Raw genomic sequence first — 16,840 nt, forward strand, 5'->3', positions numbered from 1 at the left:
CTTAATCAGTAGAGATTTTGTTCATCCCCACTGATTATTAGCCTTCACCAATCGGGGGTTACGGGCAATTATTCTCCCACCGAATTTTGAGGTAGGAATTTTACTGCTCATTAACACGGGATAAAAAATTTTTGTTGACAATTTTTTTAATATAGTTTTATAATACAAAACATAGTTTAGTTTAACGAATTATATATCGGCTTTGAAGGAATGCTAGTAGCGACTTATATCACTGTCCCAGAGAACTGATGGTTGGTGCGAATCAGTACATATACAAGCGTGAATTACAATTCTGGAGCTTCTTTCCCGTAATGCTTTTTATGCATGAAGAGAAAGACGGATCTTTCCGTTATCGTAAAGTGAGTGGTAAACAATTAGTTGTTTACAAATAGGGTGGTACCGCGATTTTTATCGTCCCTATCGGATTTTCCGATAGGGACTTTTTTGCATCCATCCTCTTACACAATTTCATATATACGCGTTGAAAGAATCGCAGTAGTATCTTATATCCCTGTTACAGAGAGCTAATGGTCGGTGGAAATTAGCACATATATAAGTATGAATTACAATTCTGGAGCTTCTTTTTCGTAGTGCTTTTATGCATGAAGGAAAAGACGGAATTTTTCCGTTATCATTAATTGAGATGTAAGTATATTTTCACTTACAAATAGGGTGGTACCGCGATTCTTTCGCCCCTATCGGATTTTCCGATAGGGGCTTTTTCTATTTATCACAGAAACATATGTTAAATAATTCCGAATCTTATGATAAAATTTTATAAGCGCTTACAAAAAATGAAAGGGGGTGATACAAGCTATACGAAATCGATATTCAATTTTATTGAAAAAAAGGAGGATGTCTAAATGACAAAGAAAACAGAAATTCCATCGCATTTAAAACCATTTGTATCCACACAACATTATGATCAATACACACCGGTGAATCACGCTGTGTGGCGTTACATTATGAGACAAAATCATAGCTTCTTAAAAGACGTTGCTCATCCAGCCTATGTGAACGGACTACAATCATCTGGTATTAATATAGATGCAATTCCAAAAGTAGAAGAAATGAATGAGTGTTTGGCACCAAGCGGCTGGGGCGCTGTAACAATTGACGGACTTATTCCTGGCGTAGCATTCTTCGATTTTCAAGGACACGGATTACTACCGATTGCAACAGATATCCGGAAAGTAGAAAATATCGAGTACACACCAGCTCCAGATATCGTACATGAAGCCGCAGGACACGCACCGATTTTACTTGATCCTACATATGCAAAATATGTGAAACGTTTTGGGCAAATTGGTGCAAAAGCTTTCTCTACAAAAGAAGAACATGATGCATTTGAAGCTGTTCGTACATTAACGATAGTAAAAGAAAGCCCTACTTCTACTCCTGATGAAGTTAAGGCTGCTGAAAATACTGTAATTGAAAAACAAAAGTTAGTTTCTGGTTTATCGGAAGCTGAACAAATTTCACGTCTTTTCTGGTGGACAGTAGAATATGGATTGATCGGAAATATAGATGATCCAAAGATATATGGTGCTGGTCTCCTTTCTTCTGTTGGCGAAAGCAAACATTGCTTAACAGACGCTGTAGAAAAGGTTCCATTTTCTATCGAAGCATGTACAGGGACAACTTATGACGTAACAAAAATGCAACCACAACTATTTGTTTGTGAATCCTTTGAAGAATTAACAGATGCGCTTGAAACATTTTCTAAAACAATGGCCTTTAAAACAGGTGGAAAAGAAGGTTTAGAAAAAGCAATTCGCTCTGAGAACTATGCAACAGCTGAGCTAAATAGTGGATTACAAATTACAGGTACATTTAGCGAGACAATTGAAAACGATGCAGGTGAATTAATTTACATGCGAACAAATTCGCCAACGGCATTAGCACTTCATAATAAACAGTTAGCGAATCATTCTACTTCTGTACACAGTGACGGATTTGGAACACCGATTGGATTACTTACTGAAAATATTGCATTAGAAAATTGTACAGACGAACAACTACAATCATTAGGAATTAAAATTGGAACTATCGCTGAGTTTACTTTTGCAAGTGGTATTCATGTAAAAGGAACAGTAACAGATATTGTGAAAAATGATAAGAAAATTGCTCTTATTTCCTTTATCGATTGCACAGTTACTTATAACGCCCGCGTTTTATTTGATGCTTCATGGGGCGCATTTGATATGGCTGTTGGCTCACAAATCACTTCAGTATTCCCAGGTGCCGCAGATGCAGCAGCATTTTTCCCAATGGATGAAGAAGTTCAAGAAATTCCTGCTCCGCTTGTACTGAATGAACTCGAGCGTATGTATCAAACAGTTCGAGATATTCGAAGTGAGGGGATTTTACACGACGCGCATATCGATCAATTAGTAGCAATCCAAGAAGTATTAAATAAATTTTATGCGAAAGAATGGTTGCTGCGCCTTGAAGTATTAGAGTTACTTTTAGAGCATAACAAAGGGCATGAAACATCTGCAGCATTACTACATCAACTTTCTACTTTCACAACTGACGAAGCTGTAACACGCCTTATTAACAATGGTCTTGCGTTACTTCCAATAAAGGATGTGAAAAATGATGCTAAGATTAACTGAAGAAGAAGTTCACGAGGAATTATTGAAGGTAGATAAATGGATGGTAAAAGATGAGAAATGGATTGAACGAAAATATATGTTTTCCGACTACTTAAAAGGAGTCGAATTTGTCTCTGAAGCCGCCAAACTATCAGAAGAACATAATCACCATCCATTTATCCTTATCCAGTATAAAGCAGTTATTATTACTTTGTCATCTTGGAATGCAAAAGGTTTAACGAAACTAGATTTTGAGCTTGCAAAACAATTTGATGAACTATTTTTACAAAACGAAAATGCAATTATAAGAAAATAAAAAAGAGAAGCCTTTTTAGGCTTCTCCTTTTATTTGGAAATGGATACAATGTCCAAATGGATCCTCGACTTGTAATATTCCATCTTTGTACGTAGCAATCTTACCAATATTTTTTAAGCTTTCACATACTTGCTCTTTTTGTTTTTCATCCGCTAATACAATTGTGAAATATTTCAAACCAACAGAACCTGGCATTTGCGGTGGTACCCCTTCACCTTGCCATGTATTTAAACCGATATGGTGATGATAGCCACCTGCTGATACGAACAACGCTCCATTACGAGCTGGGATTGTTACTTCAAAACCAAGACCATCAACATAGAAACGTTTCGCTTCCTCTAAATCAGCTACATGGAAATGAATATGCCCCATCACAGTACCAGCTGGAAATCCACTCCATGTACTTCCTTGCTGCAATAATTCTTCACCAGCTAACGGGTTACTAACAAATGGGAGCTCTCCATTCTCATCACGCCAAACTTCTTTTTGTCGATCATGATAAATTTCAATCCCGTTTCCATCTGGATCAGCTAAATAAAGAGCTTCACTAAAGTAATGATCGGCCCCGCCATGTAGTGGATATACCATTTCTACAAGATGACGAAGAACATTCGCTAAATCCTGCCTACTTGGTAATAAAATTGCGTAATGATATAACCCTGTTCTTCCTCTTTGCTTCGGAAAAGCTTCTTTCTTTTCTTCAATGATAAGAAGTGGTTCATCATTTTCATTCCCAAATGTAACGACTGCTTTTTCTTCTTTTAGCACCTTCATACTTAGTACTTCCGTATAAAACTCTAGTGATTTCTTTACATTAGATACGTATAAATGAACAACATCCAGTGTTGTATCGGGATGAAGTTGAAAACTCATCTTGTTAGCCCCCCATTTAAATTAGTTCTTCTTTGACATTTTTTCTTTTAAGAAATTATCTACAAAACCATCAGCTTTTGCAACAAATAAGTATGCACCCATTGCTAATAATGCAAGTTCTAATTCGAAACCAGGATTTTTTCCATCTCCCAATAAACCAGCTGACCATTTCACTTTTACGATTGCTCCAACCATAACAAGTGCAAATAATAATCCAATATATCTTACACCTAAACCTAGAATTAATAATAGGCCTCCAACTAATTCAAATGTTGCTACACCGTATGCAAGTCCTCCTGGTAAACCAATGCTTGTAAACCACCCTGCAATATTGTCAATTCCTGATTGGAATTTTGTTAAACCGTGCATGAAGAATGTTACCCCTAACACGATACGAATAATTAAGTTACCAATATGTTGATTCATTTCTTTCTCTCCTTTATAGTTTTCTTATACAAAACTTTTATTCACATTACAAAACATACACTAATTTTTTTTATTCGTCAATTCATTTTCACTGGGAAAAAATATATTTTTTTTGCTATGATACAAATAGTTGTTTACAAAAAGGAGCTTGATTTTATGAATATTGGTTCTGCAATACGTGAAATTCGTCAACGTAGGGGCATAACAATCGCACAAATTTGTGAGGGAACAGGTCTTTCTAAAGGATTTATGAGTCAGGTTGAAAATAATAAAACATCACCATCTATCTCAACTTTAGAAACGATCTCCAATTTTTTAAACGTTCCCCTTCCCTATTTATTGTTAGAGCAAAAAGATCGATTAAAAATTGTCAAAAAAGAAGAACGGAAATACAGTGTATACGGCAAAGATGAGCAAAGAATTGAACATGTTGCGGAGCAAGGGGGCCTTCGCCTATCTTTAGTAGAAATCCCTACTGGATTCCCGAAAGAAAACTCACCAAATGCCCATGAAGGGGAAGAATGTCACCTTGTATTACGCGGAAAACTAGAAGTTCAGCACGGTGAAGATATTGCAATTGTAGAAGAAGGTGATTCTTTCTCATGGAATGCATGCGTTCCTCATATTGTTCGTAATATAGGAGAAGAAACTGCATTACTACTCATCTCTAGTTATGCGGAAAATCGAAAACGTGTTTACTAAATAATAAAAAAGAAGCCTGCTAAACAGGCTTCTTTTTTATCCCCTTATAATTCCATAACTTGTCCCCACTAGTACAGTCTTTTCGTGTTGATTGCGATAAACTGACTCGATTGAAACTTTTTTATAGCCTTCCATTTGCTCAACATTTGTTAAAGTTAGTTCACAAGTGATTGTATCTCCTGTGAAAACTGGTCTAATAAACTCACTTACTAATTCTCTTGCTATGTAATGTAATTCTTCGCCTACTTTCGTTCCAATGCTAGCAGTCAATAAACCATGGACCATTAATCTTCCATTTTCATCATATTCCACATGGTGTCTACCTTTATCTCCGGTAATATTTGCAAATTCAAACACCTCTTCCTCAGTAAATCTTCTTTCATATTTAAATACATCCCCAACTTTTATACTCATTTTTATCCCCCTAATAATAAACAGAATTTTCTTTTATTTTATCATAAAATGTGCCTCAATCCATTCTCTATTATCAAATCCTAAAAATTACCTCGCTAAACTTTTACTTTTCATTCATTTATCGGTGACCATCTCTTTTCGCGACTTGATATCCATAATACGCACATGTTCCATTTCTCGATAGCTCTCTAACTTCAAATCCACAGCTTCTATAAAAATCAAAATTGTTCGCAGAAGTATGTGCAAACCAGTCACCATGTGGTAGCTTTTGCAAACAAAGAGCGACAAGTTTCTTACCTAATCCCTTCCCTCTATATTCACATTTCACAACTAAATTTACTATGTTCGCGACCATGATTCCATCAGAAATGACTCTAACCATGGCAATCATCTCTTCTTCATCCCAAATTGTGAATGCCCATGTTGAATTTTCAAATGCTATCGTGAATTTTTCAATTTGCCAAGAAGGGATATTATCATTGCTCCAACCGGCATCTTCGAATAAAGTCTTAATTGCATATGCAGGTACACCATTCGTCCCCTCACGAATAATAAGTCCATTATGATAAATGTACATGTAATCCCCCCTTTATTTTTATATACCATTCTTCAAAAAATGCAATTAACCTTTTTTCATCCAACGCGCCTAATGGAATAAACGAGAACATCCATCCCATGAAATGAAGTTGTTTTCTCATAACTAAGCCCCGTTTTTCTAGCAACAAAGATTGAGGCGGGGTGGTCCGGATTAATAAGAGAAATCAATTTATTCATTCGTAACGCTTGGAAGCCATAGTCTCGAAATGCTGCCGCTGCTTCTCTCGCATAGCCTTTTCCCCAATACTGAGGTAATAACCAATAACCAATTTCAATTTCCTCTTTTCCATCTATCTGCTGCTTTACTAATCCTGCATGACCAATCCGTATCCCCGTTTCCTTTTCAATTAATACAAATAAACCGAGGCCGTTTTTATAGCTAGGAATTACCCACTCTTCCAAACTTTTTTTACATTGCATATATGTTTTTAAATTCCCATTTCCAATATAGCGCATTACTTTTTCGTTTCCCCATAGTGAAGCGTAGAACTGTAAATCATCCATTGTATATTTACGAATTTGTAAACGGTCTGTATGAAACATTCCTTCACTCCTTTCTACTAATTTCTTCTTAATTTCACAATCATATTTTGTATGCACAATAAGTGTTACCATTTATTATAAATGAATCAACCACATAACACAGAATATTCAATCTTATAGAAACAAAAAAAGCAGTAGACAAATATTGTCCACTGCATCCATATCATAACTAGCATAAAGAAAACTACAATTGAGGGGGGTGTAGGATTTTCAAATATACTAGATACTTATCCCGTTCTAACGGGCGGTAAACTTTCCAATTGTTTCAAGTGAAAAGTTTACCGCACATAAGAACTTCCTTCGTTCATTAAGATAGTATTGCTAAATAATCATATACACGCTTAGATTTCTCTCCACCCATTCGTGCATGTTGAAGAAGAGAAATACCATGAGGACCAGATGCGCGCAATGCTTCTGGTTGAGCTACTAAAATAGCTTGTACAACTTCTAATTCACCAAGCATAGCTGCTGCAAAAATATCCATCCGAGCACCCTTTTCTAGTAAATAAAGAGCAATATCTTTACGACCTACATGTGCCGATGCGCCTAACGCACTTTCCCAATCTGATCCACCCCAATTATAAGAGGCGTGAAGTAAGCTTGGTGATTCAACCAATAGCTCTTGTACTTTCTCTAAATCCCCGTGAGCTGCCATAACAAATTCTCTTACTAATTCAATGGTAATACGCTCTTCTGTTTGCATCGCTCTTCTCCCCTTTTAGAAATTCGTTTCGGTGTAAAAAAAGGCTTGTCACTTCCCTGAAAAATATCTACATCTATGCCAAATACATGTTGAAACATTTCATGGCATAGTACTTCTTCTGGTATACCATCATACTGAATTTTTCCTCGCTTTAATACAAGTAAACGATCGCTATATTGAGCAGCTTGGTTAATGTCATGTAAAACCATTATAATTGTCATTCCAAACTCCTCATTTAATCGTTTCACAAGTTCCATTACTTCCAACTGGTGAACGATATCTAAAAAGGTTGTTGGTTCATCCAATAATAAGACATTTGTACGTTGCGCTAGCGTCATCGCAATCCAAGCACGTTGCCGTTCCCCTCCTGATAAAGAATGTAAAAGACGATATTCATACCCTTCAAGATTTGTAACAGACAATGCCCAATCAACAATTTCTTCATCTTCTTTATTTAAGTGGCTACTCCATGATTTATGTGGACCTCTTCCGAACTCAATTAGTTCTTTCACTGTTAAATCTAATTGATGATCATGCATTTGTGGTAACATTGCTAATTGCTTCGCTACATCAGCACTCTTCATCATATGAATATTTTTCCCATCTAAAATGATGTCCCCTTCGCTTTGTTTCAGTAGCCTTGCTATTAAACGAAGCAAAGTAGATTTTCCCGATCCATTCGGACCAATTAAACTAACGATTTCTCCAGCCTTAATATGTACATTCATATTTTGCATTTGAAATCTTTCAGAGTGTGCGTAAAACACTTTGTTAACGGAAATCACTTTGTTTTCCTCCTCTATGAATTAAATATAAGAAGAACGGACCACCTAAGAAGGACAGTAAAATACCAACAGGCAATTCGATTGGGTCAAACCAACTTCGAGCTATTGCATCCGCAAAAACAAGTAATACCCCGCCGCCAAGGCATGATAAAGGTAGCAAATATCTATAATCATTTCCAACTAATAAACGTAGCATATGTGGTACGACAAGACCGACAAATCCAATAAGACCAGACACACTTACTGCAATTCCAGCTAATAATGTACTTACTACGATTAAATAAAACCGACTTTTTTCCACGTTATGTCCTAATAACTTTGCCATTTCATCTCCAAGCATTAACACTCGAATATGCTTAATACCAAAGAAAGCTAATATAATGGCGAATATTGCATAATAAATAATCATATTTAAATGTGCCCAACTTACACCACCAATACCACCCGCTAGCCACGGTAACACCGATTGTACTTTGTCACTATGTAATAACATTAATGCTGACGTTGCTGCACCAATTAATGCATTGATCGACACCCCTACTAAGACGATTTTTGAAGGTGGTGCCCCTTTTTGCCATGATAAAGCATAAATAACCATCGCTGTTATGAAAGATCCTAAAAACGCCCCTAGTGGTAAAAAAGCTAGATGCTGTGGGAATAAAATCATGATGACAATTGCTACAAGGCCTGCCCCAGATGAAACTCCGATAATACCAGGATCTGCAAGAGGGTTTCTCATAACTCCTTGTAGCAGTGTACCAGATGCAGCTAAACATGTTCCTACTATAAACCCAATGAGCACTCTCGGTATGCGAAGATCCCATACAATTCGATGAACTGTCGAACCTTCATCTTGTATACCCGTTAGAATATCTCGTACAGAAAAGGATAAACTTCCTGCGAAAAGACCGTAAAAGAGACCTAGGATTGTTAATACAACTAAAGTAACTGCTATTATCCATCTTTTTTTCGCAAAAGGATGTTCCTTTTCTCTTACTACTTCACTACTTTCCATAGTATCATTTCCTTACATCTTGTATACTTTTATACATAAAGTCCATTGCTTCTGTAACTTTTGTACCAGGATTAGATCCAAATAAATCAGGTGGCAAAATAACTACGCGGTTTTGTTTTACTGCCTCTAAATTTTTCCACGCTTCATTTTTCATCATTTCGCCTTCGAATGCTTTTTTCACACTTTTTGGATCTCCGTGTGTAATTAAATAAATCACATCTGGATTCGCCTCAATAATACGTTCTACACTTAGCTGTGCATATTGCGGATATTCTTTCGTTTCTGGAAAATCAGAAGCAATATTTTTTCCGCCTGTTTTTTCTAAAATATCACCTGATAAAGATGTTGGTAATGCCGCTAAATAAGTTCCTGGTGCGCCATACACTAGCAATGCTTTCACATCGCTCTTTTTCTCATATTTCTTCATTTGATCATTCATTTTTTGATTAATTTCTTTTGCTTTATCTTCTTTCTTCATTACCGTTCCATATAATTCAATATTTTTTTGAATATCTTGTACAGAATTCGCAGAAGAAATGATAACTTGCGTTCCTTGTCCTTCAACCGTTGGCACATTCTTTTGGAATCCATTGTTAGCAACAAGTACATCGGGCTTTAAACTAGCAATTTGCTCAAAATTCGGTTGATGTGCATTCCCAATTACTTGTGCTTTCTTTAGCTCATCTGGAAGAGTTAATTTCGTATCCGGGCGACCTACTATTTTTCCACCTAAAGCATGAATAATATCCATGTCCCCCATACTTAATGTTGCAAAACTTTCTGGCACTTTATCGAATGTTACCTTTCTTCCTGATAGGTCGGTAATTTCGATTTTCTCTTTTCCTTTTTCTGTTTTGATTGCAGACGCTTTTTCGTCCCCTTTGGCACTGCAACCTATTAACAAGAAAAAAATAGATAAAATCGCTGTAAATAGCGTAATAGATTTTTTCATTCCTTCACCTCTAAATGATAATGATAATCATTAACTACTATTCTACTTTAATTGATAAGGATTATCATTGTCAACACGAAACGCATATATTTTCCTACAAAAAAACAAAAAGCGCGACAAAAAGATTTTTTCTTTTCGCTGCGCTCTAGTTAACAATATTATTCACATTCATTTTCCTCTAGCTGGTCACGCATCACTTTCACACGCTGAAAGAAAAAGAACGATAAGCTTAAAAATATAACGATGCTCCCCATCATAACAAAAAATTGGATTGTCTCTTTTGCTCCACTCGGAATCAATAAGCCAACCATTAACAATGTACTTACAGCGAGAAGCATTTGTCCAAACCGAGTATAATCTTCTATTTTTCCTTTTAATTCTTTCATTATATTCTCACTCCTCCATTTCACTGTATCATATTCTATGAAACTGAAAGACCAGTAAATACAGCCATTCTGGGAGATGTTTTCCAATAAAAAAAGAGCCGCTTTTACTGCGGCTCTTTTTTTATCATTATTCACCTTTATATGCTTCCATATAAATTTCTTTCAGCTCTGAAATAAGCGGTAACTTTGGATTAGCAGTTGTACATTGATCTTCAAAAGCTCTTTCTGCTAATACTCCAACAACCTCTTCAAATTGCTCTTTATCGACTCCTTGTCCCGCAATACTCATATTAATATTTAAGCTTTTTCCAAGCTCAATAATTGCTCGGACGAGTGATTCCACCCCTTCTGCTGCCGAACTTGCTGGAAGCCCGAGCATTCTCGCTATATGTGCATATCTTTCATCTGCCACAAAGTGCTCATATTTTGGGAACAATGCGTGTTTTCTTGGCTTAATAGCATTATAGCGGACTACGTGCGGCATTAGAATGGCATTTGCGCGTCCGTGCGGAATATGGAATTCTGGTCCAATCTTATGTGCTAAGCTGTGATTAATACCGAGGAAAGCATTTGCAAATGCCATCCCTGCAATTGCAGAAGCGTTATGCATTTTTTCTCTTGCTTCTTCATCATTTCCATCTTTATATGCTCTCGGTAAATATTTGAATACGAGATCAATAGCTTTTAATGCTAATCCATCTGTATAGTCATTTGCCATAACAGACACATACGCCTCAATTGCATGTGTTAAAACATCCATACCAGTATCTGCTGTTACATGTGGTGGTACTGTCATTACAAATTGTGGATCAACAATTGCTACATCTGGTGTTAATTCATAATCTGCGAGCGGATACTTTATATTATTTTTCTTATCTGTAATAACCGCAAATGGTGTCACTTCTGATCCCGTTCCTGATGTCGTTGGAATCGCAACAAACTGCGCCTTATTTCCTAATTCCGGATATTTACATGTACGTTTTCTTATATCTAAAAATTTCTGTTTAATACCATAGAATGTCGTTTCTGGATGCTCATAGAATAACCACATTCCTTTTGCTGCATCCATAGCTGAACCACCACCAAGTGCGATAATTACATCTGGCTTAAAGCTTTTCATCATTTCCGCACCTTTGAAAACAGTTTCATCTGATGGATCTGGTTCGACCTCAAAGAAAACTTCAACTTTCACATCATTTGCATTCTTGTTTAAATAGTGCGCGACTGTATCGACATAGCCATGTTCAACCATTCCGGGGTCCGTTACAATAAATGCACGTGAAATGTTAGGCATATTTGCTAAATAAGCTGTAGCATGTTTTTCAAAATAAATTTTTGGTGGCAGTTTGAACCACTGCATATTCTTTTTTCTATTTGCCAGCCTTTTTATATTTAATAAATGAGTCGCTGTTACATTTTGGGAAACTGAATTCTTTCCGTATGAACCACAACCAAGTGTAAGTGATGGAATAAATCCATTATATATATCCCCTATTCCACCTTGTGATGAAGGTGCATTTACAATGAGACGGCAAGCTTTCATACGTAACCCAAATTGCTTTTGCACATCTTTATTTGTAGAATGGATAACTGCTGAATGTCCTAAACCACCGAGGTTCAACATTTCTTCGCAATATGTAAATCCTTCTTCTAATGAATTTGCCTTCACACAAGCTAATACTGGACTCAGTTTCTCACGGGATAACGGATATGCTGCTCCGATACCTTGAATTTCAGCTACAAGCATTTTTGTATGTCCAGGAACAGTGATCCCAACTAAATCGGCAATATACTGTGCGGATTTCCCTACAATATCACTATTTACTGCACATGTATTTTCATTTATAACGAGCTTTTCTAATTTTTTTCTTTCTTCTTCTGTTACAAAGTAACAACTGTTTTCAATCATTTCTGTTTTAACATCATCATAAATTTCTTTATCGACAATGATTGCTTGTTCCGATGCACAAATCATACCGTTATCAAATGTTTTTGATAAAATTAAATCATTAACAGCTCGTTTTACATGTGCTGATTTTTCTATATAACACGGTACATTACCAGGACCAACGCCTAACGCTGGTTTTCCAGTAGAGTAAGCTGATTTCACCATACCAGCGCCTCCAGTTGCTAGAACGAGTGCTACACCATCATGGTTCATCAATTGTTTCGTCGCTTCAACAGACGGTCTTTCAATCCATTGAATACAGTGTTTTGGTGCACCAGCTTTCATCGCTGCATCATATACGGTTTTCGCTGCTGCCACAGAACATTTTTGTGCGGAAGGATGAAATGCGAAAATAATTGGATTTCTTGTTTTTATCGCAATTAACGCTTTAAACATTGTTGTCGACGTTGGATTCGTTACTGGTGTTACTCCAGCTACTACACCGACAGGTTCCGCGATTTCTATTATTTCTTCATGAGGATCTTCGTGAATAATCCCTACCGTTTTATCTTGCTTTATACTATGCCAAATATATTCAGTGGCAAAAATATTTTTAATGCATTTGTCTTCATATACACCACGGCCAGTTTCTTCAACTGCCAATTTTGCTAGCGGCATATGTTGTTCAACACCTGCTAATGCCATTTCATGAACAATGTTGTCAATTTCCTCTTGTGTAAAACTTTCTAATGCTTGTAAAGCTTGTTGACCATTATTTACTAGCGTATCAATCATCTTTTTTACTTCCTGCATTTCATTTACAACTTTCTCTTTGACTACCATGTGAATTTCCTCCTATTCTACTATTACGGTCCTTATATGTCCCTGTAGGTCAAAATAAGTCCCAATTAACACAAAAAAATAGAGATGCTTTCCTACATGAATTTCATTGTTTGTGAAAAGTTTCACAAGTTTGTTCGTGAGTAACGTTTCCTGAATTCAATATACATGAAATCATTTCGTTTGTGTATGTCTATTTTGTGAAACGTTTCACAAAATAGACGTAATAAAAAAACGCACTGCTAATATAGAGCAGTGCATTTTTTATTATGCTAGCGCTTGTGCTAAATCTTCAATTAAATCTTCACCATCTTCAATACCGACAGAAATACGAATTAATGTATCTGTAATTCCTAATTCTTTGCGGCGATCAGCTGGGATTGATGCATGTGTCATTTGAGATGGAATAGAAATTAAACTTTCTACCGCTCCTAAGCTTTCAGCAAGTGTAAAGTATTGTAGTTTCTCAAGTACTTTATTTAATGTTTCTTCACTATCTACATCAAATGAGATAATAGCACCAAACCCGTTTGCTTGTTCTGTTGCTAATTCGTGATTTTGATGTGATTCAAGACCTGGGTAATATACTTTATTTACTTTTGGATGATTATTTAAGAACTCAGCAATAGCACGTGAATTCGTTTCATGTTCTTCCATACGAATTCCTAATGTTTTTAAACCGCGAAGTAGTAAGAAGCTATCTTGTGGCCCAAGAATACCTCCTGTTGAGTTTTGTACAAAGTGAAGATCTTCTGCTAGTTGTGGGCTATTTACAACTACTAAACCTGCAACTACATCACTATGACCTCCTAAATATTTCGTTGCACTATGAAGCACAATATCTGCTCCTAAAGAAATCGGCGACTGCCAATATGGCGTCATGAATGTGTTATCAATAATTGTTAATAGGTCTTTCTCTTTAGCAAGAGTAGATATTTTCTTAATATCAGTAATTTTTAGTAGTGGGTTCGTTGGTGTTTCCACATAAATTGCTTTCGTATTTGGACGAATCGCTTCTTCAACTTCCTCTAAGTTTGTTGTATCTACAAATGTATGCTCAATACCGAAACGGTTTAATACTTTCGTAATAACGCGGTATGTTCCGCCATAAACATCATCTGTTAAAATAACGTGGTCACCTTTTGAGAACAACATAATTGTCGCTGTAATAGCAGCCATTCCTGAACCAAATGCAAATCCAGCATGCCCATTTTCTAATACAGCAATCATTTCTTCTAAAGCTGCACGTGTTGGGTTACCTGTACGTGAATATTCATATCCTTGATGCTTACCAACTGCTTCTTGTTTGTACGTACTTGTTTGATAAATCGGTACGTTTACAGATCCAGTTGAAGGTTCTCCTATGCGAATACCATGAATTAACTTTGTCTTTGCTCTCATTTTTTATTCCCATCCTTTGTATATGTCTTTACTTAAATAGCGCTCACTGCTATCAGGAAAAATCGTTACAATATTTGTACCTGGTGCTGCCTTCTCTGCCTCCAGTAAGCTCGCATGAAATGCTGCTCCTGAAGAGCTCCCAACGAGAAGTCCTTCTTTTTGCGCTAATTCTTTCACTCGTAAAAATGCATTTCGATCAGAAATCGTATGAATTTCATCAAAATAAGATGTCTTCAAAAATGGCGGGATAAATTCCAGTCCAATTCCTTCGGTCTCATGTGAACCAGCCTTACCACCATTTAAAATAGATCCTTCTGGCTCTACGATAACTGTTTTAATATCTATATTTTTTTCTTTCAAATAAGATGCAGTCCCCATAAACGTACCGCCAGTTCCTGCTCCAGCAACAAATATGTTAATCTCTCCATTCAATGCGTCCCACAGTTCAGGTCCTAGTGTTTTAAAATATGCACGAGGATTTGCCTCATTTGCGAACTGACTTGGAGAGTATGAATTCGGTAGTTCATTTACTAACTCTTTTGCTTTAGCAATTGCACCGGTCATTCCTTGCTCAGTCGGTGTATGCACGACCGTTGCACCTAGTGCTTTCATTAATTCTTGTTTTTCAATACTAAATTTCTCTGGTACACAAACAATAACACGTAAATCATGTTCTAATGCTGCAAGTGCCAGTCCAATACCAGTATTCCCAGCAGTCGGTTCAATAATTGTTCCACCCTGGGTAACAAGCCCTTTTTCTAGCGCATCTTCGATTAATTCTCTTCCTAAACGATCCTTAACGCTTCCGCCTGGGTTATAAAATTCAAGCTTTGCAAATAAACGGACTCCTTTCGGAAGTGAAAAACGAGTAATTTCTACAATTGGTGTATGACCAATTAACTCATGAACTCCACGATATACATTCATCGTGTTCTCCCCCTTGTTTGCCAATAAAGAAAAGGCAACTGTATGTATTTTCTTTATATGAGACAGTTGCCTTTTTGTTACATTACTTTAACTCTTCTAACACTTTTACGATAAAGTTTGTAGAATGAAGAGCTGCTTGATCTAAAAACTGATCAAATGAAACATTTGATTCTTTACCAGCAATATCAGAAAGTGCGCGAATGATAACAAACGGAATTTCATATTGGTGGCATACTTGTGCAACAGCTGCTGCTTCCATTTCTACCGCATAAAGATTTTCAAATTTATCACGGATGGCTGCAACGCGGTTCGGATCACTCATAAATGAATCACCTGTTGCAATCATACCTTTTACAACTTGAATATTTTCTTCAGCCTGCATACATTTCTCAGCTAATGCAACTAACGCCTCATCAGCTTTAAATCCAGGCGGCATTCCTGGTACTTGACCATATTCATAGTTAAATGCTGTTACATCTACGTCATGGTGACGAACTTCAGTGGAAATAACTACATCACCAACGTTTAGAGAATGATGGAATCCACCAGCTGAACCAGTATTAATTACTTTTTCAGGCTTATATTTTTCTAATAAAATTGTCGTTGACATCGCTGCGTTTACTTTACCAATACCAGACTTTAACAAGATTACTTCATGCCCTGCTAATAGCCCTTTCGTAAATTCACAACCTGCAACCGTTTCTGTCTCTGCTTGTTCTAATTTATCACGTAAAATACGTACTTCTTCTTCCATTGCTCCAATTACAGCAATTCTCAATCTAATCCCTCTTTCTATTGCTTAGTTGCCTCCATTACCCAAACGAAATGATTTAATCTCGTGAACGTTACATGGAAGCCATTGTTTTCAAAAATAGTCTGCATAACTGGAATACGTGTATAGTATTCCGTTTGCAAATCGTTTGCTAACTGGTGGAAACCTCTTTGTTTTGCTGTTTCAACAGTTTTATCATATGCATCTTGATCTGCAAATATCGTATCAGCAAACACTATTTTACCACCTTTGTTTAGCAATTGACTATACTTCGCAATCGCTACATTTTTTTCATCATCTGTTAAATGATGAAATGCATAGGTGCTTACAATGGTATCAATTGAATTTGGAACTTCAAACGAAAGAAAATCACCGTCTGTAATTGAAAATTCTTTTGGCAATTTCTCTTTTGCAATCATGCGCATTTCACGCGACGGTTCTATACCGTAAACTGTGCGGCCAGCAAGTAATAATTTATTTGTTAAATTACCTGTACCGACACCAAATTCTAATACATTACCAAATGACTTGTTAACTACATCCTCTAGAATGTCCTCATAATGGGCGAAAACTTCTTTATATTGTATATCTTCGCCTTGTACAAATGAGTCGTACGTATGAGCCCACTCATCAAATAAACCATTAAATTCTGTACCCATAAAAATTCCCCTTTTTCTTATCGGTTTTATCAGTATGATATTCC

Annotated in this window: 18 protein-coding genes and 2 other annotated features; of the genes, 3 read left to right on the plus strand and 15 right to left on the minus strand. The window is 36.5% G+C overall.

The genetic code is table 11. The features are described 5' to 3' along the window. The first annotated feature begins 193 nt into the window (after positions 1-193). Positions 194-422 (plus strand) — a binding site (T-box leader). A gap of 50 nt (positions 423-472) precedes the next feature. Next, positions 473-700 (plus strand) — a binding site (T-box leader). A gap of 163 nt (positions 701-863) precedes the next feature. Beyond that, positions 864-2,618 carry an aromatic amino acid hydroxylase gene (locus tag N2V80_RS21805; protein WP_061654488.1) on the plus strand — a complete coding sequence of 585 codons (1,755 nt, stop codon included), beginning with the start codon at positions 864-866 and terminating at the stop codon, positions 2,616-2,618. Then, entirely contained in the window at positions 2,599-2,913 is a 315-nt protein-coding gene (locus N2V80_RS21810) for a 4a-hydroxytetrahydrobiopterin dehydratase (protein WP_000979538.1), read from the plus strand. The genes N2V80_RS21805 and N2V80_RS21810 overlap by 20 nt, the downstream gene beginning before the upstream one ends. 15 nt (positions 2,914-2,928) lie before the next feature. Here the strand turns inward: N2V80_RS21810 and N2V80_RS21815 are convergent, their stop codons facing one another. Together N2V80_RS21815 and N2V80_RS21820 are read right to left on the minus strand one after the other, a co-directional pair. Then, positions 2,929-3,786, minus strand: a complete 858-nt coding sequence (locus N2V80_RS21815) for a VOC family protein (protein WP_000009844.1) — start codon at positions 3,784-3,786, stop codon at positions 2,929-2,931. Positions 3,787-3,807: 21 nt separating this feature from the next. Then, positions 3,808-4,212, minus strand: coding sequence for a DoxX family protein (locus tag N2V80_RS21820; RefSeq protein WP_001071553.1), 405 nt, complete (start codon positions 4,210-4,212; stop codon positions 3,808-3,810). A 156-nt stretch (positions 4,213-4,368) separates the two neighbouring features. Between N2V80_RS21820 and N2V80_RS21825 the strand changes: the two genes are divergently transcribed. Beyond that, positions 4,369-4,914 carry a helix-turn-helix domain-containing protein gene (locus tag N2V80_RS21825; RefSeq protein ID WP_001020693.1) on the plus strand — a complete coding sequence of 182 codons (546 nt, stop codon included), beginning with the start codon at positions 4,369-4,371 and terminating at the stop codon, positions 4,912-4,914. A gap of 36 nt (positions 4,915-4,950) precedes the next feature. On the opposite strand, the gene N2V80_RS21830 is transcribed toward N2V80_RS21825, so the two are convergent. The 13 genes from N2V80_RS21830 to N2V80_RS21890 form a co-directional block, all read right to left on the minus strand. Beyond that, entirely contained in the window at positions 4,951-5,328 is a 378-nt protein-coding gene (locus N2V80_RS21830; protein ID WP_000025015.1) for a MaoC/PaaZ C-terminal domain-containing protein, read from the minus strand. Between the two features lie 118 nt (positions 5,329-5,446). Beyond that, positions 5,447-5,905 (minus strand): GNAT family N-acetyltransferase, encoded by a 459-nt coding sequence (locus tag N2V80_RS21835; protein ID WP_000276114.1) that lies wholly within the window; start codon positions 5,903-5,905, stop codon positions 5,447-5,449. Positions 5,906-5,961: 56 nt separating this feature from the next. After that, positions 5,962-6,540, minus strand: a complete 579-nt coding sequence (locus N2V80_RS21840; RefSeq protein WP_000258037.1) for a GNAT family N-acetyltransferase — start codon at positions 6,538-6,540, stop codon at positions 5,962-5,964. Between the two features lie 235 nt (positions 6,541-6,775). Next, positions 6,776-7,171 carry an ankyrin repeat domain-containing protein gene (locus N2V80_RS21845; protein WP_001192763.1) on the minus strand — a complete coding sequence of 132 codons (396 nt, stop codon included), beginning with the start codon at positions 7,169-7,171 and terminating at the stop codon, positions 6,776-6,778. Then, positions 7,138-7,956: an ABC transporter ATP-binding protein gene (locus N2V80_RS21850; RefSeq protein ID WP_000626525.1), complete on the minus strand. Its 819-nt coding sequence runs from the start codon at positions 7,954-7,956 to the stop codon at positions 7,138-7,140. The genes N2V80_RS21845 and N2V80_RS21850 overlap by 34 nt, the downstream gene beginning before the upstream one ends. Beyond that, positions 7,943-8,971, minus strand: coding sequence for a FecCD family ABC transporter permease (locus tag N2V80_RS21855; protein ID WP_000445963.1), 1,029 nt, complete (start codon positions 8,969-8,971; stop codon positions 7,943-7,945). Before N2V80_RS21855 ends, N2V80_RS21850 begins: the two co-directional genes overlap by 14 nt. 4 nt (positions 8,972-8,975) lie before the next feature. Beyond that, complete coding sequence (locus tag N2V80_RS21860) at positions 8,976-9,923, minus strand: ABC transporter substrate-binding protein (protein WP_061654489.1); 948 nt, start codon at positions 9,921-9,923, stop codon at positions 8,976-8,978. Positions 9,924-10,081: 158 nt separating this feature from the next. Next, positions 10,082-10,309 carry a YrhC family protein gene (locus N2V80_RS21865; RefSeq protein WP_000661265.1) on the minus strand — a complete coding sequence of 76 codons (228 nt, stop codon included), beginning with the start codon at positions 10,307-10,309 and terminating at the stop codon, positions 10,082-10,084. A 127-nt stretch (positions 10,310-10,436) separates the two neighbouring features. Next, positions 10,437-13,040 carry a bifunctional acetaldehyde-CoA/alcohol dehydrogenase gene (adhE, locus tag N2V80_RS21870; RefSeq protein ID WP_061654490.1) on the minus strand — a complete coding sequence of 868 codons (2,604 nt, stop codon included), beginning with the start codon at positions 13,038-13,040 and terminating at the stop codon, positions 10,437-10,439. A gap of 264 nt (positions 13,041-13,304) precedes the next feature. After that, a complete protein-coding gene (locus N2V80_RS21875; protein WP_001201908.1) occupies positions 13,305-14,438 on the minus strand; it encodes a bifunctional cystathionine gamma-lyase/homocysteine desulfhydrase in 1,134 nt (377 codons plus the stop codon). Positions 14,439-14,441: 3 nt separating this feature from the next. Further along, positions 14,442-15,365 (minus strand): O-acetylserine dependent cystathionine beta-synthase, encoded by a 924-nt coding sequence (locus tag N2V80_RS21880; RefSeq protein ID WP_001103881.1) that lies wholly within the window; start codon positions 15,363-15,365, stop codon positions 14,442-14,444. Between the two features lie 82 nt (positions 15,366-15,447). Next, positions 15,448-16,143, minus strand: coding sequence for a 5'-methylthioadenosine/S-adenosylhomocysteine nucleosidase (gene mtnN / locus N2V80_RS21885; RefSeq protein WP_001217024.1), 696 nt, complete (start codon positions 16,141-16,143; stop codon positions 15,448-15,450). Between the two features lie 14 nt (positions 16,144-16,157). After that, positions 16,158-16,796, minus strand: a complete 639-nt coding sequence (locus tag N2V80_RS21890) for a class I SAM-dependent methyltransferase (RefSeq protein WP_000536315.1) — start codon at positions 16,794-16,796, stop codon at positions 16,158-16,160. Positions 16,797-16,840 lie beyond the last annotated feature (44 nt).

The organism is Bacillus sp. FSL W8-0640 (genome assembly GCF_038007725.1).
Classification (GTDB): Bacteria; Bacillota; Bacilli; order Bacillales; family Bacillaceae_G; genus Bacillus_A; species Bacillus_A cereus.

Bases quoted from the DNA above. Each gene is read 5' to 3' on its own strand.
- N2V80_RS21880 (WP_001103881.1), bottom strand. From the start codon at position 15,365: ATGAATGTATATCGTGGAGTTCATGAGTTAATTGGTCATACACCAATT.
- N2V80_RS21835 (WP_000276114.1), bottom strand. From the start codon at position 5,905: ATGTACATTTATCATAATGGACTTATTATTCGTGAGGGGACGAATGGT.
- N2V80_RS21820 (WP_001071553.1), bottom strand. From the start codon at position 4,212: ATGAATCAACATATTGGTAACTTAATTATTCGTATCGTGTTAGGGGTA.
- N2V80_RS21845 (WP_001192763.1), bottom strand. From the start codon at position 7,171: ATGCAAACAGAAGAGCGTATTACCATTGAATTAGTAAGAGAATTTGTT.
- N2V80_RS21815 (WP_000009844.1), bottom strand. From the start codon at position 3,786: ATGAGTTTTCAACTTCATCCCGATACAACACTGGATGTTGTTCATTTA.
- N2V80_RS21855 (WP_000445963.1), bottom strand. From the start codon at position 8,971: ATGGAAAGTAGTGAAGTAGTAAGAGAAAAGGAACATCCTTTTGCGAAA.
- N2V80_RS21810 (WP_000979538.1), top strand. From the start codon at position 2,599: ATGATGCTAAGATTAACTGAAGAAGAAGTTCACGAGGAATTATTGAAG.
- N2V80_RS21830 (WP_000025015.1), bottom strand. From the start codon at position 5,328: ATGAGTATAAAAGTTGGGGATGTATTTAAATATGAAAGAAGATTTACT.
- N2V80_RS21840 (WP_000258037.1), bottom strand. From the start codon at position 6,540: ATGGTAACACTTATTGTGCATACAAAATATGATTGTGAAATTAAGAAG.
- N2V80_RS21860 (WP_061654489.1), bottom strand. From the start codon at position 9,923: ATGAAAAAATCTATTACGCTATTTACAGCGATTTTATCTATTTTTTTC.
- N2V80_RS21865 (WP_000661265.1), bottom strand. From the start codon at position 10,309: ATGAAAGAATTAAAAGGAAAAATAGAAGATTATACTCGGTTTGGACAA.
- N2V80_RS21875 (WP_001201908.1), bottom strand. From the start codon at position 14,438: ATGAGAGCAAAGACAAAGTTAATTCATGGTATTCGCATAGGAGAACCT.
- N2V80_RS21890 (WP_000536315.1), bottom strand. From the start codon at position 16,796: ATGGGTACAGAATTTAATGGTTTATTTGATGAGTGGGCTCATACGTAC.
- N2V80_RS21805 (WP_061654488.1), top strand. From the start codon at position 864: ATGACAAAGAAAACAGAAATTCCATCGCATTTAAAACCATTTGTATCC.
- adhE (WP_061654490.1), bottom strand. From the start codon at position 13,040: ATGGTAGTCAAAGAGAAAGTTGTAAATGAAATGCAGGAAGTAAAAAAG.
- N2V80_RS21825 (WP_001020693.1), top strand. From the start codon at position 4,369: ATGAATATTGGTTCTGCAATACGTGAAATTCGTCAACGTAGGGGCATA.